The 24,411-nt window shown below is 48.8% G+C and carries 19 protein-coding genes; 17 read left to right on the top strand and 2 right to left on the bottom strand.

Annotation, left to right across the window (positions count from 1 at the left end; translation table 11 throughout):
• Position 1: 1 nt before the first annotated feature.
• The 5 genes from M0R47_RS11205 to M0R47_RS11185 are packed head-to-tail and all read left to right on the top strand — an operon-like array spanning position 2 to position 7,913.
• A complete protein-coding gene (locus tag M0R47_RS11205) occupies positions 2-1,012 on the top strand; it encodes a PDDEXK nuclease domain-containing protein (RefSeq protein ID WP_292554522.1) in 1,011 nt (336 codons plus the stop codon).
• Positions 1,009-2,019, top strand: a complete 1,011-nt coding sequence (locus tag M0R47_RS11200; protein ID WP_292554519.1) for a PDDEXK nuclease domain-containing protein — start codon at positions 1,009-1,011, stop codon at positions 2,017-2,019. The genes M0R47_RS11205 and M0R47_RS11200 overlap by 4 nt, the downstream gene beginning before the upstream one ends.
• Positions 2,016-3,347: a restriction endonuclease subunit S gene (locus tag M0R47_RS11195; RefSeq protein WP_292554516.1), complete on the top strand. Its 1,332-nt coding sequence runs from the start codon at positions 2,016-2,018 to the stop codon at positions 3,345-3,347. The genes M0R47_RS11200 and M0R47_RS11195 overlap by 4 nt, the downstream gene beginning before the upstream one ends.
• Entirely contained in the window at positions 3,347-4,705 is a 1,359-nt protein-coding gene (locus M0R47_RS11190; protein ID WP_292554513.1) for an RNA-binding domain-containing protein, read from the top strand. Before M0R47_RS11195 ends, M0R47_RS11190 begins: the two co-directional genes overlap by 1 nt.
• Positions 4,698-7,913 (top strand): DEAD/DEAH box helicase family protein, encoded by a 3,216-nt coding sequence (locus M0R47_RS11185; RefSeq protein ID WP_292554511.1) that lies wholly within the window; start codon positions 4,698-4,700, stop codon positions 7,911-7,913. The genes M0R47_RS11190 and M0R47_RS11185 overlap by 8 nt, the downstream gene beginning before the upstream one ends.
• A 242-nt stretch (positions 7,914-8,155) precedes the next feature.
• On the opposite strand, the gene M0R47_RS11180 is transcribed toward M0R47_RS11185, so the two are convergent.
• Positions 8,156-8,527 carry a hypothetical protein gene (locus M0R47_RS11180; protein ID WP_292554508.1) on the bottom strand — a complete coding sequence of 124 codons (372 nt, stop codon included), beginning with the start codon at positions 8,525-8,527 and terminating at the stop codon, positions 8,156-8,158.
• A gap of 217 nt (positions 8,528-8,744) precedes the next feature.
• On the opposite strand from M0R47_RS11180, the gene M0R47_RS11175 reads away from it, so the two are divergent.
• From M0R47_RS11175 to M0R47_RS11125, 11 genes are all read left to right on the top strand, one after another.
• Positions 8,745-9,473, top strand: a complete 729-nt coding sequence (locus M0R47_RS11175) for a DUF1538 domain-containing protein (protein ID WP_292554505.1) — start codon at positions 8,745-8,747, stop codon at positions 9,471-9,473.
• A gap of 71 nt (positions 9,474-9,544) precedes the next feature.
• Positions 9,545-10,324, top strand: a complete 780-nt coding sequence (locus M0R47_RS11170) for a DUF1538 domain-containing protein (RefSeq protein WP_292554557.1) — start codon at positions 9,545-9,547, stop codon at positions 10,322-10,324.
• Positions 10,325-10,332: 8 nt separating this feature from the next.
• On the top strand, positions 10,333-10,683 hold the full coding sequence (locus M0R47_RS11165; protein ID WP_292554502.1) for a P-II family nitrogen regulator: 351 nt from the start codon (positions 10,333-10,335) through the stop codon (positions 10,681-10,683).
• Entirely contained in the window at positions 10,680-11,096 is a 417-nt protein-coding gene (locus M0R47_RS11160; protein WP_292554500.1) for a CBS domain-containing protein, read from the top strand. The genes M0R47_RS11165 and M0R47_RS11160 overlap by 4 nt, the downstream gene beginning before the upstream one ends.
• A gap of 593 nt (positions 11,097-11,689) precedes the next feature.
• Positions 11,690-12,193 carry a disulfide bond formation protein B gene (locus tag M0R47_RS11155; RefSeq protein ID WP_292554554.1) on the top strand — a complete coding sequence of 168 codons (504 nt, stop codon included), beginning with the start codon at positions 11,690-11,692 and terminating at the stop codon, positions 12,191-12,193.
• A gap of 88 nt (positions 12,194-12,281) precedes the next feature.
• Entirely contained in the window at positions 12,282-14,981 is a 2,700-nt protein-coding gene (locus M0R47_RS11150; protein WP_292554498.1) for a PAS domain S-box protein, read from the top strand.
• 4 nt (positions 14,982-14,985) lie between these two features.
• Positions 14,986-17,121, top strand: a complete 2,136-nt coding sequence (locus M0R47_RS11145; protein WP_292554495.1) for a CHASE domain-containing protein — start codon at positions 14,986-14,988, stop codon at positions 17,119-17,121.
• A gap of 63 nt (positions 17,122-17,184) precedes the next feature.
• Positions 17,185-17,640: a response regulator gene (locus tag M0R47_RS11140; protein ID WP_292554492.1), complete on the top strand. Its 456-nt coding sequence runs from the start codon at positions 17,185-17,187 to the stop codon at positions 17,638-17,640.
• A complete protein-coding gene (locus M0R47_RS11135) occupies positions 17,637-18,917 on the top strand; it encodes a diguanylate cyclase (RefSeq protein ID WP_292554488.1) in 1,281 nt (426 codons plus the stop codon). The genes M0R47_RS11140 and M0R47_RS11135 overlap by 4 nt, the downstream gene beginning before the upstream one ends.
• Positions 18,918-19,018: 101 nt before the next feature.
• A complete protein-coding gene (locus tag M0R47_RS11130; protein ID WP_292554486.1) occupies positions 19,019-19,825 on the top strand; it encodes a methyltransferase in 807 nt (268 codons plus the stop codon).
• Positions 19,826-20,145: 320 nt separating this feature from the next.
• A complete protein-coding gene (locus M0R47_RS11125) occupies positions 20,146-22,374 on the top strand; it encodes a primosomal protein N' (RefSeq protein ID WP_292554483.1) in 2,229 nt (742 codons plus the stop codon).
• A gap of 97 nt (positions 22,375-22,471) precedes the next feature.
• Here M0R47_RS11125 and M0R47_RS11120 read toward each other — a convergent pair whose 3' ends face one another.
• Entirely contained in the window at positions 22,472-23,320 is an 849-nt protein-coding gene (locus M0R47_RS11120; RefSeq protein ID WP_292554480.1) for an outer membrane protein assembly factor BamD, read from the bottom strand.
• 119 nt (positions 23,321-23,439) lie between these two features.
• On the opposite strand from M0R47_RS11120, the gene rluD reads away from it, so the two are divergent.
• Positions 23,440-24,384: a 23S rRNA pseudouridine(1911/1915/1917) synthase RluD gene (rluD, locus tag M0R47_RS11115; protein ID WP_292554477.1), complete on the top strand. Its 945-nt coding sequence runs from the start codon at positions 23,440-23,442 to the stop codon at positions 24,382-24,384.
• Positions 24,385-24,411 lie beyond the last annotated feature (27 nt).

The raw sequence follows: 24,411 nt of genomic DNA, 5'->3' as shown, positions 1-24,411 counted from the left end.
GATGACAAACGCATCAACGGCATTGATTGAAGAAATAAAAACCATACTCACGGTTGCCAGGCAAAAGGCAGCAACGGCGATTAATTTCGCCATGGTTGAAGCTTATTGGCTTATCGGAAAACGTATTGTCGAAGAAGAGCAACACGGGAAAGGAAGAGCAGGTTACGGACAATTTTTATTAAAAGAATTGTCACAAAAATTGATTGTCGATGTAGGTAAAGGATTTGATGAAAGAGAACTACGACGGATTAGGCAGTTTTATCAATGTTTTCCAATATGGGACGCAGTGTGTCCCGAATTGTCTTGGTCACATTATCGGTTATTGATTAGGATTGAAAACATAGAAACAAGACGGTTTTATATGACCGAAACAATACAGCAGCACTGGAGTACACGAAAATTGGATAGAAACATTAGCACCCAATATTTTCAACGTATTTTAGCCAATCAATCGTCAAAAGAAATAGGCGCAGTGACAAACGCAAATTTAGATTTTATTAAAAATCCCTATGTGCTCGAGTTTTTAAATCTGCCTGCTAACTTTACCTATAAAGAAAAAGATTTAGAAGCAGCGATTATTAAGCATCTGCAACAATTTTTATTAGAGTTAGGTAAGGGATTTGCCTTTGTGGCACAGCAAAAACTTATTCGCACCGAAACCTCGGATTTTTTTATAGACCTTGTTTTTTATAATTATCTGCTCAAATGCTTTGTAGTCATTGATATAAAAGCAGGTAAATTAGCGCATAAAGATATTGGGCAATTGGATATGTATGTACGAATGTTTGACGACCTTGAAAAACAGGCGACCGACAATCCTACTATCGGCATTTTGCTGTGTGCTGATACAGACGATGTCGTGGCTAAATACTCTGTACTTAACGACAAAAACAATCTCTTTGCCTCAAAATACCAACTCTATTTACCAAGCGAAACCGAGTTAAAACAATTGCTGGAAAGTGACCGCATTGCGTTTGCATTAAATCAAGCGGATCAGGGAAATCAGCCATGAATAAAATTGCATATGCTCAAGATTTTGCCCGTGTATTAACGCATATCCAACAAGCGCGGCAAAAAGCCTACACCCAAGTCAACACCACACTGATTGAGTTGTATTGGCACATTGGCGGCATCATCAGTCAAAAGGTGGGCGAGCAAGCATGGGGCAAAAGTGTGGTGAGTGAGTTGGCTCAGTTTATTGCCAATAATGACCCGACCGCCAAGGGTTTTAGCGATAAAAACTTATGGCGCATGAAGCAGCTTTATGAAACGTATCAAGGTGATGAAAAACTCTCATCACTGGTGAGAGAATTGCCATGGACGCACAATACAATTATCTTTTCGCGCTGTAAAACCGCCGAAGCACGCGCGTTTTACTTACATTTAACCATCCAAGACAAGTATTCATCACGTGAGCTTGAAAGGCAAATTGACGCTTGCATGTTTGAGCGCACTACCATCGGCAATCAAAAACTCTCAGCAGTGCTGAGAGAATTGCACCCCCGCATAGATAGCACTTTTAAAGATAACTACGTTTTAGAATTCTTGGGGCTACCGCAAACACACAGCGAAACGCACTTGCAAGCCGCGCTCGTGCAAAACATGAAACAATTTATTTTAGAGCTTGGGCGCGATTTTATATTTATCGGCGAAGAATATCGTTTGCAAGTGGGCAACCAAGATTTTTATATTGATTTATTGTTCTTTCATCGCGGCTTATCGGCGTTAGTGGCGATTGAACTCAAAATTGGCAAATTTGAACCTGAGCATATCGGACAGCTTAACTTTTATTTAGAAGCATTAGACCGCGACGTAAAAAAACCGCACGAAAACCCCAGTATAGGCGTACTGCTGTGCAGTGATAAAGATGATGAAGTGGTGGAGTACGCGCTCAGTCGGACACTGTCCCCCACGCTGATTGCCCAATATCAAACCCAATTACCCGATAAAAAGCTGATACAAGCCAAGCTGCATGAGCTTTATGCCCTGAGCATAGAAGCACAGGAAATGCAGTCATGAAGTTGCAGAGTATAAATCGCTATGAGGCTTATAAAGACAGCGGGGTTGAGTGGATTAGCGCGACACCAAGTTGTTGGCCTAATTTGAGATTAAAAGATGTTATTGCGAAATTGGAATCAGGCGTCAGTGTAAATGCCTCTGATGAGCCAGTTGAAGGCGACAATATTGGTGTACTGAAGACTAGCTGCGTCGGTAAAGGCACATTTCTTCCCAATCAAAATAAAAGTGTCTGGCCTACAGAAATAGAGAGGGTATGTGTATCTGTTCGTGTTGGAAGAATTATTATCAGTAGAATGAATACACCACAGCTCGTTGGTGCAAGTGCATACATTCCCAAAGATTACCCGAATCTCTTTTTGCCAGATAGGCTGTGGCAGACTGTTTTCTTGACAAATGTAAAGCTGGATTCTAAATGGTTGAGCTTGCTAATAGGCTGTAGTGCATTCCGTTTTTTGCTCTCGACACTTGCTACGGGTACGAGTCCAAGCATGAAAAATCTTGGTCAAGAAAAGCTGTTGAGCATAAGCTTTCCATTTCCTTCACTATCCGAGCAACAAACCATTGCAGCCTACCTCGACACCAAAACCGCGCAGATTGACCGCCAAATAGACCTGCTCAGCCAAAAGGCGGAACAGTACGGCAAGCTCAAACAATCCCTGATCAACGAAACCGTCATCCGTGGGCTGGATAAAACCGTGCCGATGAAAGACAGCGGGGTTGAGTGGATAGGTGAAGTACCAGCACATTGGGAGGTGAAGCGACTGAAGGATTACTCTGCACAGAGCAAGGAAAAAAATGGCCTTAATCCTGTAGGAGAAATGCTTTCCGTATCAGGCTACCGTGGTATCGAAGTTAAGGTTTATGAGAATGAAATACAGATGCGAACAAAAGAAGAGTTGGCAGATTATCGTGTCGTTCACCCAGGTCAGCTTGTAGTAAATACCATGTGGCTCAATTACCGTGGTATTGGCGTTTCACAGCATAGAGGCTATGTAAGTCCAGCTTATCGTGCATACCATCTTAATCATACTATTGTTGGCCCCTTTCTTCATTACCTGATGCGGTCAGACCTTTATGTCTTTGGTTATTCAAAGTATCTCCAAGGTATTCGTCCAAATTCTCTTCAAATGAAGACAATTGATTTTGAATGCTTACCTATCGTAATGCCGGATAAAAAAGAGCAAAAAGCCATCGCCAATTACCTCGACGAAAAAACCGCCCACATCGACCGCATAATCTCTACCATCAACAGTCAAATCGACAAGCTCAAGGAACTGCGCCTTACCCTGATTAACGATGTGGTGACCGGGAAAATCAAGGTGGCCTGATGCAAAAAGAATGGCAAGAATCCAACCGCATCGAACTCAAACGCGAACTGACCGATACGCTCGAAAAAGAGGTGATTGCTTTTCTTAATTATCGCGACGGCGGCGTGATTTATATCGGCATTGACGACAAAATACAGAAAGTCATAGGCGTTACCGATGCCGATACTTTGCAACTGAAAATCAAGGATCGCATTAAAAATAACATCAGCCCTTCAACGATGGGCTTGTTTGACGTGATCGCCGAAACCCGCGATGAAAAAAAGATCGTCAAAATTACCGTAGCCGGCGGTTCCGAAAAACCGTATTACTTGTCCAAAATGGGCATGTCGGCCAAGGGTTGCTATATCCGGATCGGCAGCGCCTCGGAACCTATGCCGGTCAGGATGATCGAGGATTTGTTTGCAGGCAGGATTCGCAATTCCATCGGCACCATAAAATCGCGCAAGCAAGCGCTGAGCTTCGAACAGCTGAAAATTTATTACAGCGAAACGCCGTTAAAACTGAATGACCGGTTCGCGCGTAATCTGGAACTGCTGACCGAAGATGGCGCTTACAACTATGCCGCTTACTTGCTTTCGGACGTTAACGGCTTGTCGATTAAGGTTGCCAAGTACGCAGGTACTGATAGGGTGAATCTGATCGAAAATGAAGAGTACGGCTATTGCTCGTTGGTGAAGGCTACCAAAGCGGTGCTGGAAAAGCTCAAGGTCGAGAATAAAACCTTTGCCCGCATTACGCCGAACCTGCGTGAAGAACGCAAGTTATTGAATCCCGTCGCACTGCGCGAGGCGGTTATCAACGCGATCATCCACAATAATTACAGCAATGAAGTGCCGCCCAAATTCGAGCTTTTTGCGGATCGTTTGGAGATTACTTCTGCCGGAGGCCTGCCTTCCGGATTCGATGAAGAAGAGTTTTTTATGGGTTATTCGGTGCCGCAAAATAAAGAGCTGATGCGGGTTTTTCGGGACTTGGACATGGTCGAGCAGCTGGGCTCCGGCGTGCCGCGCATTCTTGAGTATTATCCCCGTAGCGTTTACCGTTTTACCGCCAATTTTATTCGGCTGGTGTTGCCTTATGCCGAAGGTTTCGAACAAGCTACCGGACAGGCTACCGGACAGGTTACCGGACAGGTTACCGATCAAGCTGACGAGCTGTTACAGTTTTGCGCAGTTCCCCGTTCAACGAAAGAAATGATGCAGCATCTCGGCTTAAGCCATCGTGAGCATTTTCGCGATACCTTTTTACTGCCCCTTATTGCCTCCGGCAAACTGGTACCAACCATTCCCGACAAGCCTTCCAGCCCCAATCAACGTTACATTACCGTCAAGCCAGAGGTCAGTAAGCCTAATGAATGAACTCCATCTGCAAGATAAGTTTTTAATCCCATTCTTTCGGGAGGGCTTGGGCTATAAGGAAGTCAAAGCCAATACCGTCACTCAAGCGCTGATTATTGAAGAGGATTTGCAGGCGTTTATTTCCGGCACCGAGTTGAACAAAAAGCCCTATGAAACCCTGCTGAAAAAATACCGGGGCAATGAAAAGCTATTGCTGCAAGAGTTGATTGTACTGATCCAGGAGCGTATCGCCAGCAGCCGAAATATGGCTTTGTTTATCAATGCCAATAAGTCCATCAGCTTGCAGGGCATCAAGCTGCATCTGTTTTACACCGGCGACAGCGTGATTCACGACAATGCGCTGTTCGATGAGAACATTTTTTCCGTGGTGCAGGAACTGCCCTATAAATACAGCTACCAGGGCAAGCAGGTGTTCTCTTTCCGCCCGGATATTGTGTTGTTTGTGAACGGCATTTATTTGGCTTACAGCGAATTAAAAAACAACTACACCAACCAGAACGCCACTAAAAATGGCCGTGGTAAGGTGATTAAAGATTACTTCGACGCGATAAAAGTTTATCACCAGCATATCGACAGCAATACGATGTTGAGCGATTATGAAAAGCAGGTTGAGCGCAAAGACTTCCTGAAGATTTTTGAAAAAGCCATTCACATCACCACCACTGACGTTGGCGAGACCTTTGCCATCCGCACGATTGCGGATTATTTTGACGAAATTTTAGCGACCTGCCGCGAAGGAAAATATGATCGCGAAGAGCTTGAGAAAAAAGCCCGCGGAGTATTTAAGCCTTATCCGCTGCTGAGGCCGGACGCCGAGAAGAAAGACAAGTTGAAAGAGTTGTTTACCGCGCTGTATGGCAAATTCTTTATCGAGAAAGAAATCTTGTATTACAACTTTATTGAGCGCGATGTGTACGTTAACAAGGGCGTGAAAGAAGTTAAAAACGAAACGGGGCATTTAATTTCGCCACGGCCCAAGCAGAAATTCGGCACCGATAAAATCATGGCCAAGATTGATGAGTTTTTGGCGCACGAGCAAGAGCCCGATTATTTTGAAAAACTGCTGGAAAAACAGTTGGCGGGCGTAGGCGAAGCCAAGAAAAAAGAGCTGCTGGAAAAGCGCAAAGCCTATTCGAATAACAAAAACGTGTATTCCTTGCTGATGCAATACGCGGCAGGGTTCGGCAAATCCAATATCATCGGCTGGTCTGCATTGCAGCTGAAAGATTTGCGCCGGGATGGCGAATACGTCTACGACAAAATTATGATCGTGGTGGACAGGCTGCAACTGCGTAGCCAGATTGATTCGCTGATGTTGAATATGAACATCGATAATCGCATGTACGTGGAAGCTACCAATAAAAAAACCTTTCAACAGGCGCTGGCATCGGATACCCGCCTGGTGATTGTGAATTTGCAAAAATTCGGTTCGGTGCGCGAGATGCTGGATGCCGATGTACTGCAAAAACTTGCCACGCTGCGTATTGTGTTTTTGATTGACGAGATTCACCGCTCCAACAGCGGCGACCAGCATGAAGAAATGGTCAGTATTTTCGACGAACTGCAAAGGCCGTTCGATAATGCCGCGTATGCCGAGGTCAGTACCAAAAAGAACCTGATTATCGGCTTTACCGCCACTCCCGATGACCATACGCTGGCGCGATTCGGCGAATTCAGCGGTTATGCCGAAAGCGAAAAACTTTGGCGTCCTTTCGATAGTTACACGATGAAAGAGGCGATTGAGGATGGTTTTATCCTGAATCCGCTGAAAAACATTGTGCCGGTGGCGTCCAAAATGTTGTTCGATTTGCCAGGCAATCTGCTGGAAGGTTTCACCGAAAAAGAATACAAAGACGCTCAGAAAAAACAGGTCTATGAAAACCGTGAACGCATCGATGCCATCGCCAAGTATGTGGCGGACTTATTGGTGAAAGATGTGTATCGCCAAATTCGCGGCACGGGCAAGGCTATGCTGGCGGTGCATTCCATTAAAGCAGCGATTGCTTATCAGCAGGCAGTGACCAGGTATTTTAAGGAGTTGGTGAAACGCCCTAAATATGCAAAGTATGCTGATGCTCCGATTCATGTGGTGTATTCGAATAATCAGGACGAGCAAAGCGCTACCGGGCTGAATGGCGGCTTATCCGAAGAAAAGGTTTTGGAAAGCTTTGCGCTGAATAAAAACGGATTGGTGATTGTGGTGGCAAAACTGCAAACCGGCTTTGATGAGAAAAGATTACATACCTTGTTTCTGGATAAAGAGATTAAAGGCATCAGCGCCATTCAAACCATTTCCCGCGTCAATCGCACCGCTAAATATAAGAACGATTGCAAGATTGTCGATTTCTCCTACAACAATGTAAATGTGCAAAACATCAAAGACGCGTTCGAACATTTTTCCGATGTGGTGGTGAGCGATTTTGACCCGTTTGGCGACAAGAAGGTATTGGATATTCTGCTGATAGAGCTGAAAAAATCGGATACCTTTACTAAGTTTTTTACAGTATTTATGGCGATTTACAAAGACCAAGCCAAGCGTGAAGCCCCGGAAAGCTACCTGGACTTTGAAAGCGGCTTGAAAGAATACATCGACGCTAACCCTCAACACACTGCGGACATCAAAGCCAAGGCGGCGCAGTATTTCACTATTCTCAATCGCATTGAATATGTGATCGAGCTTGAGGCCAAATATAGCGAGCCGGGCTTTTTGTTTTTCTGGCGCAAGTTTAATACGCTCTATAACATGATGCACCGGTCTGACGATGTGAAAGACCCGATTGAAGTGTATTTTGACAATCAGATTGGGATTATCGAAGTCGTCACTTATGAGCCGACAGAAAAGAAAAAGAAGCCGCTGAAGGTGGCTGAGGGGGCCGAGTATGGCGGTGGTTCTCAGTTTGATATTCTAAAGATCATTGCCGCACGCAATGAGCAAGAGGCTTTGGTTGGGTCGATGATTCTGGATTTTGACTCAAAGATTAAAGATTTTTTTGGCTATGTCCAGACCGCCAATGAGGGCGAGCGATTAATCGTCAAAATTAAGTCGCAAGCATCGGAAGCGGAAATCTACGATGACTTTGCCAAGCTATATCGTCGCTACAGAGCGCTAAACCGCCAGAAAGTGGGAGATTATTTTTTCAAGGAAATGGATGACTTGGTTGATAAGCTGTGTGACGATTTTGAGGCGACAATATGTTTAGACAACTGATTGTTAAGTACGCCAAGGTATTATCGACGGAATGCTTTGCCGATTGCTGCGATTATCGTCGGCTTTCAGTTGCTGGTTATTCGCAGACTGTTAGCGCATCTCAAAAGAAATGCTGATCGGTATTGCATGCTTTCCAAAAAGCCTGGAAATGGCGTTGTTCCCGTTGGGTCGGCTGATTAAGCCAGAGTTTTTAGATATAAATCCCGGTCAGATTCAAATTGAAAAGGCGCGCACGGCGCTCCCTACCAGCCGCTTTCCCTGATCAATATCGCCATCGCCGAACGCACCAGGCGCCCGGCCAGACTTTCCGGCGGCGTGCTCAACGCCAGTCGGCCGCGCACGGTAATGGGCTGCGCGGATACGGTATTTGCGGCTTGCAACAGCAGGCGGTAAACGCCTTGTTCAGGAATCAACCGGTGCTGCTCATCTTCGCGGACCGCGATGGCTCCCCCATAACGGGAGGCGAGTTCCACCAGCGTCAGTTGCCGGGCGCCGGCCCGGTCAATGCTGAGCACCCGCACCGGGAATGCCGGCAGGTCAGCCCCGTCCGGGTAAAACAGGCCTTCCGCGCCCGGCTGCAAGCGGCTCAAGTCGGCTTCTTCGGCATAAGCCACGGCCAGATTGGCGGCGCCGACAACACTGAGCAGGGCATTGGTTTTGTATTTACCGCGGAATGTCGGGTACAGTAAGAATTGAATTACCGGAAAATATGATTAAATAAGCGCCTGAGTATAAGTTTCCGGTTCGGAGCTTGCATTTCAAAGCGCCTGAAAATTGTTGCGATACCGGATTTGCAGCAAAAACCCTTAAAAAACCAGATAAAGAGATTGAATGTCTAACAACCCATTTATTAAGCAACTGTTCAGCGGTTTTTTAGACCTGGCGCCTATTCTTGCGGTTGTCTTGGTATTCCAGGTGTTGATTATCCGGCAACCTATTCCCGACGTCGGCAGTTTAATCGGTGGCGCTCTGTTCGTTATTCTTGGTCTTACTCTGTTTATTCAAGGGCTTGAGCAAAGCTTATTCCCGCTCGGAGAGTCGATGGCTTATGCGTTTGCCCGCAAAGGCAGTTTATTTTGGCTGTTGACCTTCGCTTTCTGCCTGGGATTTGGCGCTGCAATCGCCGAACCGGCGCTGATCGCGGTTGCCGAAAAAGCCGCAACCATCGCCAGTAATGGCAAGCTGATAGAACAAACCGATACGGCAAAGGCCGGTTATGCGCTAGGGCTGCGCATAACCGTTGCGTTGTCTATCGGTCTGGCTATTCTGGTCGGCGTTTTGAGAATTATCCGGGGCTGGCCGGTGTATTACCCGGTTTTCTTCGCTTATGTTTGTATTGCCGTCATGACGCCTTTCGCACCTGTCGAGATCATCGGCATTGCCTATGATTCCGGCGGCATCGCTACGTCGAGCATTACCGTTCCTCTGGTGACTGCGCTGGGCGTCGGTTTGGCGACCTCAATCAAAGGCCGCAACCCGATAACCGACGGTTTCGGTCTTGTGGTCTTGGCGTCTTTGATGCCGGCGATTTTTGTGATGGCTTACGGAATGGCGATATGATCGACTGGCTAACGCATTTTGCACTGGAGCTGTTGGCAATCGGTCGCGATGTTTTTCCGGTTGTCGTCATTATGTTCGACTGGTTAATGCATTTTGCGCTGAAGTTGTTGGAAACCTGTCGAGATATTTTACCGATCGTCGGCACTATCATTGGATTCCAGCTGTTGGTAATCCGCAAGCCTTTACCTCACCCCAGAAAAACTATTATCGGTTTCTTCTATGTCTTGCTGGGTATTGTTTTCTTTCTGGAAGGGCTGGATTTAGCATTGTTTCCGCTGGGAAGTCTGATGGCATCGCAGTTGACCACGCCTGATTTTTTGGGTATCGATCCTGTTGCACAGGCGGTCGCCTGGCAATCGTATTGCTGGGTCTATATTTTTGCCGCCAGCATTGGCTTTGCAACCGCGTTGGCCGAACCCTCCCTGCTTGCTGTCGCCCTTAAAGCCGAACAAATTTCAGCCGGCACGATCCGGGCTTGGGGCTTAAGAATTTCTGTTGCGATCGGCGTGGGTTTCGGTCTCGCTCTCGGCACCTTTCGGATCGTTACCGGTTCGGAACTTTATTTATATATTATCGGAGGCTATATCATCGTCATGATACAAACCCGGTTCGCGCCTAAACTGATTATCGGTCTGGCCTATGATTCGGGCGCGGTAACGACATCGATGGTTACCGTGCCGCTGGTTACCGCATTGGGCTTGGGGCTGGCCGCTGCCGTGCCCGGCCGCAACCCGTTACTGGATGGCTTCGGTTTGATCGCCTTTGCCAGTTTATTTCCCGTCATTGCCGTTTTGGGCTACGCGCAAATTGCACAATGGCGTAACAAAGACAGTCTTCCACCCAAAACCTGAGGAACACCATGCATTTCAAATTAATTATCGTATTTGTCGAGGATGACAAGACTGACCTGGTGCTGGAGACTGCCCGGGAGAACGGCGCTAAAGGCGCAACCGTAGTCAATAATGCCCGTGGCGAAGGCATGAAACAATCGAAGACTTTTTTCGGCTTGACCTTGGAAGTTCAGCGCGATGTGTTGTTGTTGCTGGTCGAAGAACATCTCAGCCGGCATATTCTGGAAGCTATCGCCAAGGTCGCGCAATTCGATGACAAGCCCGGTACCGGCATTGCGATTCAGATTGATGTTGAGGATGCCGTTGGCGTTATGCATCAGGTTGAAAAATTAACCCAGGAAATTGAGGATAAAATATGATTGAACCACGCATTTTAATTCGGGTCAGGGATGTGATGAAAAGCGACTTCGCTACTATCGACGGCATTGCAACCGTAGAAGATGCCCTGAAAAAGATGAAATCGTTTAAAACATCGGTGCTTATCGTCAATAAGCGCCATGACGACGACGAATACGGCATGATTAATTCCGGCGATATTGCGCGGCATGTATTGGCGAAAGATCGTGCGCCGGATCGGATTAACGTTTATGAAATTATGAATAAACCGGTGATTTCGGTGCATCCGGACATGGACATCCGCTATTGTTCGCGCTTGTTTGCCGACTATAATCTGGTCAGGGCGCCGGTGATTGAGAATAATAAGATTATCGGGGTGGTCAGCCCTAATTCGCTGGTGCTGGATGGGATGTACAGGCTTGTCAATAATCGGTAGATAGAATAATAGCTTTTATAAAGGCAGTGTACGCGAGTCCCCAAGCTCCTGTTTGGGGGCCAGGTAGAAGCCGGGGTGACTGTGAAAGTATTATCCAAATCAAGCTGAGAGAATTATTTAGCACAGAGAACACGAACGACTGCAAGGGCAGATATTTTGCTCCATGCAAAATCTGCATTCCCCACATCCCTGTGGGTTATGCAGGAGGTAGAGCAATGCAGGGAGCAATTGCCGAGAGCACCGAAAGTAGGCGCTTTTAGGCGCAGCTTCCGCTCCTGCTCACGCTGAGTACCTACATCCCTGTAGGCAACGCAGGAGCAGTTGCCGAGGACACGGAGGAAATAATTCTATTAATTCAATATATTCAAAACTCCGTGCTCTCTGTATCCTTCGTGGTAAGTCTCTTAAACCGAATACTTTCACAGCCTCAGACGCTTGGGAACTACAAGCTTATATGGATTGGTTTTGAAGAATACGGATAAACAGGCTTTCGTCTGTTGCCTTTCAGTCTTCGCCTCGAACCAGCCGTGTTCTATTAATTTAGTTCAATAGATACAATAAATTTTTTATAAAGGCAGTCAATCATGTTGGAATTGTTAAAATTTAATTCGCGAATCTGGTTTTTCCTGGGCTTTCTCGGTTGCGTGTTTTTGTTGTCGATGGGTGCTTATTTTCAATTCGTTCAAGGTCTTGATCCTTGTCCCTTATGCATTTCCCAGCGCATCGCCATTCTGCTGACGGGTCTGGTTTTTTTAAGCGCGGTCCTCCACAATCCGGGGCCGGCCGGCACCAAGGCTTATGCCGTTTTAGGCGCAGTAACGGCTTTGTGCGGCGCGGCAATTTCAACCCGGCATGTCTGGATACAGCATTTGCCTGCCGATAAGGTGCCGGAATGCGGTCCCGGCCTGGACTATGTGATGCAAAACTTCCCCTTGTCTGAAACAGTCAAGTTAATGCTCAGCGGTACCGGCGATTGCGCCAAGGTGGATTGGACTCTGCTGGGTTTCAGCATGCCCGCCTGGACATTGCTGGCCTTTTTGATGCTGGCAACGCTAAGCCTGCTGCAAATCTGGAATTATAAAGAGACGGATCGCTAAGGCATTGGTGTTGGGATACCCCATTATTTACCAAAGCATACGGGCGTTAAGGCCATCCGGAAAATCCACTTCATCCCATACCTGATACATGCAATCACTGATCGACCTTTTGGGCCTTAAAGGCCTGATTCCGCATGGCTATTGCCTGTCGTGGAGTCCCGTATTACTTTGGTTAAACGTCATCACAGACCTGCTGATGACGCTTTCTTTTTATTCCATTCCAATGATGCTGGTTTATTTTATACGGCAGCGTAAAGATGTGCCTTATTCATGGTTGATTGCCATGATTGCCGGCTTTATTGTTGCCTGCGGCACCATGCATTTGCTGGCGGTTATCATGATCTGGGTACCGCTATATTGGCTGGATGGTTGGTTTAAAGGGTTTACGGCGATTTTTTCGGTTGCCACCGCGGTGTCGATGTGGAGGATTATTCCCCGCGCCTTATCATTACCCAGTGCTGCACAGCTGCAAGCGGAGATACAACAAAGAAAAACGGCCGAGGAAGCATTGCGCGCCGCTAATGTTGCGTTACAAGAAAATGTCGAGCGTACGCAGATGCTGGTGGATTCAGCGCTGGATGGAATGATTGGCATGGACCGAAACGGCAACATAACAGCCTGGAATAGTCGAGCCGAGCATATTTTCGGGTATTCCGCCGAGCAGGCACTAGGACGCGAATTGGCAGGTTTAATCATTCCTTCGGCTTATCGGGAACAACATCGGCGAGGTTTATCGCGATTTATGGCGACCGGTACAGCGAACATTATCGGCACGCGTTTGGAGACCATGGCCTTGCATGCCAACGCTTTGGAACTCCCGATAGAGCTGACTGTCAATGCATTGGAACGGCAGGGGGAATATTCTTTTAGCGCTTATGTTCGCGACATTACCGAGCGCAAGCAGATGGAAGAAAAACTTCGCAACAGCGATGCCTTTAACGCCAGCATACTTAATTCGTTGAGTTCGCATATCGCCGTGCTGGATGCGCAAGGCGTCATCGTTGCCGTCAACGACGCATGGTGCCAGTTTGCCAGAGAAAATGGCTTGTCGGAGTCCGGTTACGATATGGTAGGGTGTAATTATCTGGACGTCTGCATGTGTCAATCCTGCGGCGCTGAGGCAAATGACTCTTTAGCCGGCGTAATGGAAGTGCTTGGGGGGGAACGGGAGATATTCCATCTGGAGTACCCGTGCCACTCGCTCATGGAGAAACGTTGGTTCCAGATGACGGCATTGCCGTTACAAGGCTCGCAACCGGGCGTGGTAATCAGTCATAAAAACATCACCGAGCGCAAAAAAGCGGAAGAAACTGCCCAAGCCGCCTCTCAATACGCTCGCAGCCTGATTGAAGCGAGCTTGGATCCGTTGATGACGGTCAGTGCAACCGGCAAGATCACCGATGCCAACACCGCCGCCGAGCAGGTGACGGGCATTAGCCGGGACAGCATGGTCGGCAGCGATTTTGCAGCTTATTTCACCGATCCTGAAAAAGCGCGCGCCGGCTATCAGCAAGTGTTTTCGCAAGGGTTTGTGACTGATTATCCGCTGGCTATTCGCCATGTGTCCGGCAAAGTCACCGACGTGCTCTATAACGCCAGCGTCTACCGTGACGACAATGGCAATGTACTTGGCATGTTCGCCGCCGCCCGCGACATCACCGAGCACAAGGCCATGGAAGATGAGCTAAAAAACAGCGAGGCGAAATTTCGTCTGATTATCGATGTTTCACCGGTGCCGATGGCATTGAATGATGGGCAGTTCAACATTACCTTCCTGAATCAAGAGTTTGTGCAAACCTTTGGCTACACCGTAGATGATATTCCAACGCTGGCAGACTGGTGGGCGAAAGCCTGCCCGGCCCCGGATTACCGGCATTGGGCCGAGTCTAATTGGCAAAAGACGCTGGCAAAAGCCAAGCAGTTACAGGCTGGCTCCCCGCCTATGGAAGTGGCTATTCGTTGTAAGGACAATAGCATTAAAACCGTGCTGTTGGCTGCAGCGGTGATTAATCATAATGGTGAAAGATTATATTTGGCCGTGCTGTACGATATTACCCTGCGCAAACAAATCGAGGCCGAACTCACCCGATCCAACGCAGAGCTGGAGCAATTCGCTTATGCGGTATCCCATGACATGCGCCAGCCGTTACGCATGGTCACCAGCTATTTATCGCTGATCGAAAACGCATTGATCGGGCAGTTGGATGAAGAAACGCAGCAGTTTCTTGATTTCGCGGTTAGCGGTGCAAAACGCATGGACGCGATGATTTTATCGTTGCTGGATTATTCTCGGGTTGGGCGAAAATTTGAAGCTAAAACACTGCTGAGCAGTAGAGACGCTTTAGACGAAGCACTGGCTTTTCTTAATCCTGAGCTCAATGCCTGCGGCGGGGACATCCAAGTGACGGGCGATTGGCCCGAATTGTTTGCCAGCGGTGACGAATTAACGCGCCTGTTGCAAAACCTGATCGGCAATGCGCTTAAATATCATGAAGATCATCAACCGCCCAAGGTCCAGGTTCATGGAACGGTCTGCGCCGGATTATTACGGGTTGAAGTGCGCGATCACGGCATCGGTATCGAGCCGAGCCAAATGAATCGGCTGTTCAAGGTATTTTCGCGTTTGCAGGCGCGCAGCCGCTTTGAAGGCACCGGCGTCGGTTTGGCTTTGTGCCGCAAGATTGTCGAGCATCATGGCGGCACTATCGGCGTGGAATCGGCGGGCGAAGGGCAGGGCTGTCTGTTCTGGTTTGAATTGCCCGCTGTGAATGCGGTAAATACGGCATAGAAATATGGTCAATCCTATGGAATTAGTCGCCAAACACTATGCGCGAATCATACTGCCCTGGGCGGTGTTGTTAATCAGTCTGCTCGGAACGGGGGTGGCTGGCTATTGGATAAAGCTCGACATAGAGCGGGATGAATATCGCAAGTTTACTTTTTATTGTGATGAAGCCCAGCTAAAAATAGCGGCGCGGCTGGATGCGCATAAGCAAACATTGTTGGGCGCCGCAGCGCTGTTCGATTCATCAGAAGACGTAACGCGCAGCGAGTGGCGTAATTATGTCCGGCGCCTAAGCAGCGATGAACATTTTAACGGCATTCAGGGCTTGGGTTTTTCAGCCTGGATTCCGGCCAAGACATTGTCCGCACACCAAGCGCAACTACGCGCCGAAGGTTTTCCTGAGTACGCGGTGCGCCCGGAAGGTAAGCGCGACGCTTACACCTCTATCATCTATCTGGAACCGTTTACCGGGCTTAATTTACGCGCTTTTGGCTTTGACATGTATTCCGAACCGGTGCGCCGTGCGGCAATGGAACAGGCGCGGGACGAAAATCGGGTCAGTTTGTCGGGGAAAGTGACCCTGGTTCAGGAAATGACTGAGAATGTGCAGGCGGGAACCTTGATGTATGTGCCTGTTTATCAAAAAAACCGGCCTGTCGATACTGTTGAGCAGCGTCGGGCTGCATTGCTGGGTTGGGTGTACAGCCCTTTTCGCATGGGCGATTTGCTCGACAAGCTGGTGCCGGATTTTGACGGCAAGACACAAACGCATGCGCATTTCCGCGTTTATGACGGACCCACTGTGCAAGCGGACAAGTTGCTTTATAGCAATACTGAACAGTCTTATGTTGAGACCGCCAAGCCCTCGTCCATCAGGGAAATAACAACCGACTTTAATGGTACGGTGTGGACATTGCAGTTCGAGCAGATTACCGGCACGCAGGGCAGTACTGATTACAGCAAGACGTGGATCATTCTGAGTGCCGGAGTCTTTAGCAGTTTGCTGCTGTTTTTGCTGTTGCGCTCCTATCTCAACATGCGTGTCAACGCTGCTAAAATGGCTGAAGACCTGACTGCGCGCGTGCGTGAGAGCGAACAACGCTTCCGTAAGCTGGCGGACTCTGCGCCGGTGCTGATCTGGCAGTCGGGCACCGATAAGCTCTGTTATTACTTCAATAAGGTTTGGCTGGAATTTACCGGCCACACTCTGGAGCAGGAGCAAGGCAGCGGTTGGGCTGAATACGTACATCCTGATGATCATCAGTATTGTCTTGATGTGTATGAAACGGCCTTCGACCGGCGGGCAAGCTTTTCGATGGAATACCGTTTGCGCCGCTATGACGGCGAATACCGCTGGTTGTTCGATACCGGCGTTCCCTGCTTTGCCGATGATAAGAACTTTCTCGGCTATATAGGCTCGTGTGTGGACATCACAGAGCGCAAGCAAATAGAAAATAAGCTGGCGCGTGCCCATGAAGAATTGCATCAATTTACGCATATTGCCGCACACCATCTGCAAGAACCCGCGCGGCGGCTGATGAGTTTTGTGCAAAGCTTGCAAGCGCAGATACCAACAGAACAGTTAAGCGAAGAGGCCATAGCTTCATTGCACTTCATTCAACAAGGCGCGGGGCGGCAGAGCGCGCTGGTACGCGACATTCAACTGTATCTTGCCGCCGATCAGCCGCGCAGCCCCACCATAAAAATTGCTGTATCGGAGGTTATTGCCAATCTGCTGAAGCAACGGGCATCGCTAATGCGTGAAACGGGGGCGCAGGTGGATTACAATGGCATACCTCCGGTTTGTATTGACCGTCCCCGCCTGAAAGATATTTTCAATATTTTGTTGGATAATGCCTTGAGCTATCGTCATCCTGAGCTTGCACCGCATGTACGGATCAGCGGAAAATTGAAAGCGGGGCGGGTGATCTATCGCGTTGCGGATAACGGTATCGGTATTCCGGAAGAATATCGGGAGCGTGTTTTTGGGGTATTTGAGCGCTTGCAGGTGCATGAAGATCAAAATTCCACCGGCATCGGCCTGGCTATTGTTCGACGTATTGTTGAAAGTTGCGGCGGTTCGGTGACATTGCACGAAACGCCGGGCGGCGGCACTACCGTTTTATTTGATTTGCCTGGATAAATGCCGGGTTATGCGATCGTTCTGTGCATGCAGCCGTGAACCAATTTACAAGAGATGTTTCTAATGAACGACCCTGTTAATGCTCATTCCGCTGAGATTTTGCTGTTGGAAGATGAGCCCTCGGATGCCTATTTGGTCAGGATGGCATTAAAAGAAGGTAAGGTGCCGGCGAATCTGCATCATGTCGTTGACGGGCGCGAGGGACTGGATTTTTTAAACAGGACAGCAAAATATGCCGATGCGCCGCGCCCTGATTTGATTTTTCTCGACCTGAATATGCCGCGCATGAACGGCAGCGAATTTTTGGCTGTTATCAAGGCCGATGAACGCTATAAAAGCATTCCTGTCGTGGTGCTGACGACATCCAATGTTGAAAAAGACGTAGCCTGTTCTTATCAGCTCGGCGCGGCCAGTTATGTTACCAAGCCGGTGGATATGCCGCAGTATTTTAAAGCTATCCGGCAGATTGGCGAGTATTGGTTTGGTCTGGTGCGATTGCCGCAGGATTGCAAGCCATGAACCGCGCTGAAGGGATTCGGGTGCTGCTGGTCGAAGACGAGGCCGGCGATGCGCATCTGGTAAAAATGAAATTGAAACAAGCGCAGTGCGCGCGTTTTGATGTGACTTGGGCTCAATCACTGATTGAAGCGCAGCAATGTTTGGCTACCTTGCCTTTTGATGTGATGCTGCTGGATCTGTCATTACCTGATTCAGAGGGCTTGGCGACCGTTCATAGCGCGCGAGTCATGGCGAGAGGCGTTCCTATCGTGGTGCTTAGCGGGCGCGGAGATACCGATTTTGCGCTGAGCGCGCTGGAGGCGGGAGCCTTGGATTACATGGTCAAGGGTGATTTTGGCTATGATGGCTTAGGGCGAGTGGTTCGTTATGCGCTGCTCAGAACCGAAATGGAGGCGCGTAACAATTTGCTGATAGCCGCATTGGAAGCCGCGGCCAATGGTATTGTTATTACCGATAGGGAGACAACCGTTATCTGGGCTAATTCCGCTTTTGGCAGGTTAACCGGTTACAGCCCGCAAGAAGCGGTAGGCAGCAAACCGAATGAATTAATCAAATCCGGCTTACAAGATAAACCCTTCTATGAAGACATGTGGGCAAATCTTATGGCCGGCCGGCATTGGCGCGGAGAACTGATTAATAAGCGCAAGGATGGCAGTTTGTATCATGAGGAACTGAGCATTGCATCGGTAAAAAACGGCGCAGGCGAAATCACTCATTTTATCGGCATTAAAGAAGATATTACCGAGCGCAAGGCGATGGAAGCGCAGTTACAAAAGCTCGCCAGTACCGATCCATTAACAGGATTATTCAACCGTCGCGTGTTTTTGGAGCGGCTGGAGCAAGAAAGGGCGAAGGTGGCGCGATTACCTCATTATGTAGCCGTGGTGTTAATGCTGGACCTGGATTTTTTCAAGCGAGTTAATGACAGTTACGGTCACGCCACCGGCGATGAGGTATTAAAGACCTTCGCCAACATTGTGCGTAATAACTCACGGGCCATTGATGTTCCGGCACGACTGGGCGGAGAAGAGTTTGCTATCTTGTTGACAGGGGCGGACAAGAACGACGCCATGACCATGGCGGAACGCCTGCGTCAGCAAGTTGCTGCGATCCTTATCGACCATAAAGCAGGACAGGTGAAGATTACGGTCAGCATTGGCGCCGCCGCGCTATCGGCCGGGGACATTAATGCGGAAATGGTGTTGCATCGCGCTGACGCCGCTTTGTATGAAGCTAAGGACAGAGGGCGCAATCAGACGTATTGGGCTTCTTTTTAGCCGCAAGGGCAAGTTGCATCCGCCCGGATAATAACCGCTAAGCGTCGTCATCGGCGCGAATTGTCTCCCCTACAAAAAGTTACCTAATTGGAACAAATAACATGAACAAGATTTTATTGGCATTTTTGATGGTCAGCAGTTTTTCCTTGTCGTACGCTGCCGAAAAGCCAAACGCCTTATCTCGGGCAATCGACGGAAAGCAGCGTTCTGCCGAGCATAAGAACAGGGATAAATATCGGCATCCTCAGCAAACGCTGGAGTTTTTTGACGTCAAGGACAACATGACGGTGATCGAAATTTGGCCGGGCGAAGGGTGGTACATGGAAATTTTAGCGCCTTATCTGAAAGCTCACGGCAAACTGTATGCGGCGCATTTTTCAGCCGATGCCGATGAGCCGTATTTTAGAAAGAACCTGCATGAGTTTGTTAACAAGTTGAAAATGCAGCCGAAAGTGTACGGCAAAGTTGAGTTAAGCGTATTGCAGCCGCCAAAATTTATGCAAATAGCGCCGGATGGTTCGGTTGACCGGGTTTTAACATTTCGGAACGTGCATAATTGGATGAAAGACGATCAAGCCGCAGCCGTATTTAATGCGATGTATAAGGCATTAAAGCCCGGCGGGATTTTGGGCGTCGTGGAGCATAGAAACTCAACGTTAAAACCGCAGGATACCAAGGCCTTATCCGGTTATGTCAGCGAGGATTATGTGATTGCGCTGGCCAGAAATGCGGGCTTTGAGTTCCTTGATAAATCTGAAATCAATGCCAACAGCAAAGATAGCAAGGATTATCCCGAAGGCGTCTGGACGTTGCCCCCTGCTTTAAAACTCAAGGATAAAGACAGGAAAAAATATCAGGCTATCGGCGAAAGCGACAGGATGACCATTAAATTCATTAAGCCTCGGTGAATTTAATTCGTCTTTGTGAGGTTGTGCACCCAAATTTTCAATTTAAATCCACATATTGGATTGGCATTAAGTCAAGACAAAATTTAAATAGCAGGACAGCTGATATTTACTGTGCCACGCAATACTAAGTATTTGAAATACAAGTAATAATTATTCGTGCGTAAAAAATGTTCAAGTTAAAAAAACTTTAATAAAAACCGGTAGTAAGGACGGCTGAAAACTATTTTTACACAGAGTTATCCACAGCTTCTGTGGGTAACTCGAATAGTCGAATACGTATAAATACTTAGGCGTAAAACCTCATAAATTATTCAAACATTATGGCTAAGTGGCAAAACGAGAATGAGCTTATTTTCAGGGTTGCAATTGCGGTACCTGTCTATCGATTATTTGATTATCTAGCTCCGGAACAGCTTGAGTCAATCCATATCAAACCGGGCACTCGCCTGGAAGTGCCTTTTGGAAAAGCCAAAAAAATCGCTTTTTTGATCGAGTGCGTCCAGCATAGCGATATAGACATCGGTAAATTAAAACGCATCGAACGGATACTGGACGAAAAGCCGCTGTTGTCGGCAAAAGACCTGGCGCTGCTGCATTGGGCCAGCCGTTATTACCATCACCCGTTAGGGGAAGTTTTCAGCGCCGCTTTTCCGGTGGCGCTACGGCAGGGCAAATCGGCCGTTATTCAGACGGAAAAACGTTATGTGCTGACAGAACTGGGCAAGGCTGCCGATAGTGGGCAGCTCAAGCGCTCGCCCAAGCAAAAAAGCGTACTGGAGAAGTTTCAGGCGCATCAAAACAGTTTGTCCGAAGCGGAGCTGTCCGCATGGAATGCGAATTGGCGCGCTTCGGTAAAGCAACTGGTAGAGAAGCAATTGCTACAGCTTGCGGCATCGGAACTCGGGATAAAGAGCAATGAACCGATAATCAAGAATAATGCCCTGCTGTGTAATCCCCAACAGCAAGCAGCGATAACGGCCGTATGCGACAGCCTGGGGCAGTTTGATGTTTTTTTGCTGGAGGGCGTGACCGGCAGCGGCAAAACCGAAGTGTATATGCAGATTATTCGGACTGTGCTGGAACGGGGGCAGCAGGTTTTGGTGTTGTTGCCGGAAATTACCCTGACGCCCCAGCTCGAAGACCGTTTCCGGCAGCGGTTTAACGCCAGTATCGCCATTTCCCATTCCAAGCTGACCGACCGGCAACGGGCTTGCGCCTGGATTGCCATGCAGCGGGGCGAATGTTCGATTTTGTTGGGCACGCGGTCTGCGCTGTTCACGCCGTTGAAAAATCCGGGCTTGATTATTCTCGATGAGGAACACGATGCCTCATTCAAGCAACAGGAAGGTTTCCGTTTTTCCGCCCGCGATGTCGCTGTGGTGCGCGGCAAGCTGTTGAATATTCCGGTATTGCTGGGTTCTGCGACGCCTGCGCTGGAAAGTCTGCAAAATGTCGAGAACAAGCGTTACCGTTTGCTGCATTTACCGGAAAGGGCAGGAAATGCCATAGCGCCGGCGTTGCAGCTGTTGGATATCAGGAACAAGCGCATGCAGGAGGGGTTGTCCGAAGCGCTGATTACGGAGATGCGCCTTACCTTGGCAAAAAACGAGCAGGTGTTATTGTTCCTGAACCGGCGCGGTTTTGCGCCGACCCTGATCTGTCATGGCTGCGGCTGGGTTGCGCGCTGCCGGCGTTGCGACGCCAATCTGGTGATTCATTATGACGAAGGCATATTACGGTGTCATCATTGCGGACAGGAGCGGCGCCTGATTAAACAATGTCCAGCCTGCAAAACCGGGGAACTGACGCCGTTGGGATTGGGCACCGAACGCGTGGAAAAAGTGTTGACGGAATTATTTGCCGACAAAGTGATTGTGCGCCTGGACCGGGATTCCACTCAGCGCAAAGGTTCATTGGAAGATTATTTGCAGCAAATCAATCAGGGCGCAGTGGATATTATTTTAGGTACGCAAATGCTGGCGAAAGGCCACCATTTCCCGAATGTGACGCTGGTGGCGATACTGGATGTGGATAGCGGCCTGTTCAGCATTGATTTTCATGCCCCGGAAAAGCTGGCGCAAATGATCGTGCAGGTTTCAGGCCGCGCCGGGCGTGCGGAAAAAACCGGCCGGGTCATTATGCAAACACGGCAGCCGGAGCATCCCTTATTAACAACGTTGATCAGACAAGGGTACAACAGCTTTGCCAAAACCGCGCTGGCGGAGCGCAAAGAAGCATCCTTACCGCCGTTCAGCTACCAGGCGTTATTAAGAGTGCAGGCTACCGATGCCGAAATGCCGCAGCTGTTTTTGCAAGCGGTGGTGGAGTTAGCGCAGGGACATAGCAATGGCCATGTCCAGATTTTAGGGCCGGTTGCGGCCCCGATGGCTCGGCGGGCAGGACTTTACCGTTACCAATTGCTGCTCCAGAGCAATAAGCGTCCGGAACTGCATGCGTTGCTCAATCTATTGATGCCGCTTATTGAAAAGCTCAAGCTGGCGAAGAAAGTGCGTTGGTCGCTGGATGTCGATCCGGTGGATTTGTATTGAGGCTTAAAAAGCTCCACCACGAAGGCACGAAGAACACGAAAGAAAAAATATAAAACTTCGTGCTCTTCGTGCCTTCGTGGTGCTTAAAAAATCTAGCCTATTTTTCCAGACCGATAAAATCCCAAACCTTGTGCGAAAACGTCGAATCTTTATGTTCGGGTACCGGCGGACCGTTCGGATAGTTTAACTCGTAGACTCGGGCGGTATCTTTGGCAAGATCCGGCAGTTCAAGTTTAGTATAGGCTTCCTGCATGATTTGCAGCGCATAAGGAACTGCTGGAGTGCGTTGGTATTTGTCAACGACGGTAGACGCGCGGTTGACGGCGGCAACATAGGCTTTGCGTTTCATGTAAAAACGGGCAACGTGGACTTCATACATCGCCAGATTGTTTTTGAGCGCAATCATGCGTTGTTGGGCGTCGGCGACATATTTGCTGTTCGGGAACCTGCGGATCAGTTCGGCAAAATTATCATAGGCGTCGCGCGCAGTGCCGGGATCGCGCTGCGACGTGTCGGTCGGCAGGAAGCGGTCGATAAAGCCTATGCCCCGATTGTAATTAACCAGGCCTTTTAGATAGTAGGCATAATCGACGCTGGAGCTGCGCGGGTTGATTTTGATAAAGCGGTCGGCGGCGGCAAGTGCGGCCTCAGGATCACCGTTTTTATAATAAGCGTAAGCAACATCCAGCTGCGTTTGAGCGGATTCGTCGCCGAAAGGATAACGTGATTCAAGCGCTTCATAGAGCTTGATGGCTTTGTCATAATTGCCGCTGTCCAGCGCCGTTTTGGCTTGATCGCGAAACTTTCCGGCGTTCCAGTCGGCATACTCGTCTTCGGTGTCCGAATCGTCGCCGGAGCCGAGGCCAAGGCTTTGAAGCGTCTCGCAGCCTTGAAGAGACAGGCCTAAACAACAGATAAATAAGAATTTAATTAAAATTAATCGCATAGTGTTAACGACACGCTGTAATATAAGGGGTTTTCTCGCTGGATTTAACTGCGATACTTGAGATGGCTTGAGAATCCCGCGAGTATAACTTATCAATGGGTTAATCAGAAGAACTTGTTATGACAAGATTGACGGCGGAAGTGCCATTTGAAATGGCCGGCATGCGATTAGATCAAGTGTTGGCGGAGCTGTTTGCAGATTATTCACGCAGTAAGCTGCAAACGTGGGTTAAGGCCGGTCGGGTGCTGGTCAACGGTTTGGCGCTAAAGCCAAAGGACAAGCTGGACGGCGGTGAAGTAATAACACTGGATGCCGAGCCTGAAGTCGTGGTGACATCTGAGGCCGAAGAAATCCCGCTGGATGTTATTTTTGAAGATGAAAGCATCTTGATCGTGAACAAACCGGCAGGCTTGGTTGTGCATCCGGCGGTAGGGAACTGGAACGGTACGCTGCTGAATGCGCTGCTAAATCATGATCCCAATCTGGAAACATTACCCAGAGCCGGCATTGTGCACAGGATCGATAAGGAAACCAGCGGACTGCTGATGATTGCAAAAACCTTGCAAGCCCATAACAGCCTAACCGAGCAGTTGCAGGAGAGGGCGATTACCCGCGAATATCTGGCGATTACCCGTAGCCGTATGACCGCGGGCGGTACCGTCGATGAGCCTATCGGCAGGCATCCTACCGACCGTAAGCGTTATACAGTCAGGGAGAACGGCAAGCATGCCGTGACGCATTACCGGGTTGCTCAGCGCTTTACCCGCCATACTCTGGTTCAGGTTAAGCTGGAAACCGGTCGTACCCACCAGATCCGGGTGCATATGGCGCATATTCGTTTTCCGCTGCTGGGCGACCAGGTTTATGGCGGGCGTTTCCAAATGCCGCCGGATTGCAGTGAGCGTCTGGAAAAAGAATTGCGCAGTTTCAAACGGCAAGCCTTGCATGCGGCTAAATTGGGTTTAAAGCATCCTGTTACCGATGAATATCTTGAGTGGGAACAACCCTTGCCTGAGGATATGGTCCGGCTGTTGGAAGCCTTGGCGGAAAATGAGCGGGATTAAAGCTGAGTTGAGCAGCTTGCCTGCTCG

Source organism: Methylobacter sp. (assembly GCF_023227905.1).
Classification (GTDB): Bacteria; Pseudomonadota; Gammaproteobacteria; order Methylococcales; family Methylomonadaceae; genus Methylobacter_A.
The sequence above is the reverse complement of the archived record's forward strand: the minus strand, read 5'-3'. Positions and strand labels throughout refer to the sequence as shown.

Coding starts and splice junctions, on each gene's coding strand:
- M0R47_RS11205 (WP_292554522.1), top strand. CDS start 2: ATGACAAACGCATCAACGGCATTGATTGAAGAAATAAAAACCATACTC.
- M0R47_RS11200 (WP_292554519.1), top strand. CDS start 1,009: ATGAATAAAATTGCATATGCTCAAGATTTTGCCCGTGTATTAACGCAT.
- M0R47_RS11195 (WP_292554516.1), top strand. CDS start 2,016: ATGAAGTTGCAGAGTATAAATCGCTATGAGGCTTATAAAGACAGCGGG.
- M0R47_RS11190 (WP_292554513.1), top strand. CDS start 3,347: ATGCAAAAAGAATGGCAAGAATCCAACCGCATCGAACTCAAACGCGAA.
- M0R47_RS11185 (WP_292554511.1), top strand. CDS start 4,698: ATGAATGAACTCCATCTGCAAGATAAGTTTTTAATCCCATTCTTTCGG.
- M0R47_RS11175 (WP_292554505.1), top strand. CDS start 8,745: ATGTCTAACAACCCATTTATTAAGCAACTGTTCAGCGGTTTTTTAGAC.
- M0R47_RS11170 (WP_292554557.1), top strand. CDS start 9,545: ATGTTCGACTGGTTAATGCATTTTGCGCTGAAGTTGTTGGAAACCTGT.
- M0R47_RS11165 (WP_292554502.1), top strand. CDS start 10,333: ATGCATTTCAAATTAATTATCGTATTTGTCGAGGATGACAAGACTGAC.
- M0R47_RS11160 (WP_292554500.1), top strand. CDS start 10,680: ATGATTGAACCACGCATTTTAATTCGGGTCAGGGATGTGATGAAAAGC.
- M0R47_RS11150 (WP_292554498.1), top strand. CDS start 12,282: ATGCAATCACTGATCGACCTTTTGGGCCTTAAAGGCCTGATTCCGCAT.
- M0R47_RS11145 (WP_292554495.1), top strand. CDS start 14,986: ATGGTCAATCCTATGGAATTAGTCGCCAAACACTATGCGCGAATCATA.
- M0R47_RS11140 (WP_292554492.1), top strand. CDS start 17,185: ATGAACGACCCTGTTAATGCTCATTCCGCTGAGATTTTGCTGTTGGAA.
- M0R47_RS11135 (WP_292554488.1), top strand. CDS start 17,637: ATGAACCGCGCTGAAGGGATTCGGGTGCTGCTGGTCGAAGACGAGGCC.
- M0R47_RS11130 (WP_292554486.1), top strand. CDS start 19,019: ATGAACAAGATTTTATTGGCATTTTTGATGGTCAGCAGTTTTTCCTTG.
- M0R47_RS11125 (WP_292554483.1), top strand. CDS start 20,146: ATGGCTAAGTGGCAAAACGAGAATGAGCTTATTTTCAGGGTTGCAATT.
- M0R47_RS11120 (WP_292554480.1), bottom strand. CDS start 23,320: ATGCGATTAATTTTAATTAAATTCTTATTTATCTGTTGTTTAGGCCTG.
- rluD (WP_292554477.1), top strand. CDS start 23,440: ATGACAAGATTGACGGCGGAAGTGCCATTTGAAATGGCCGGCATGCGA.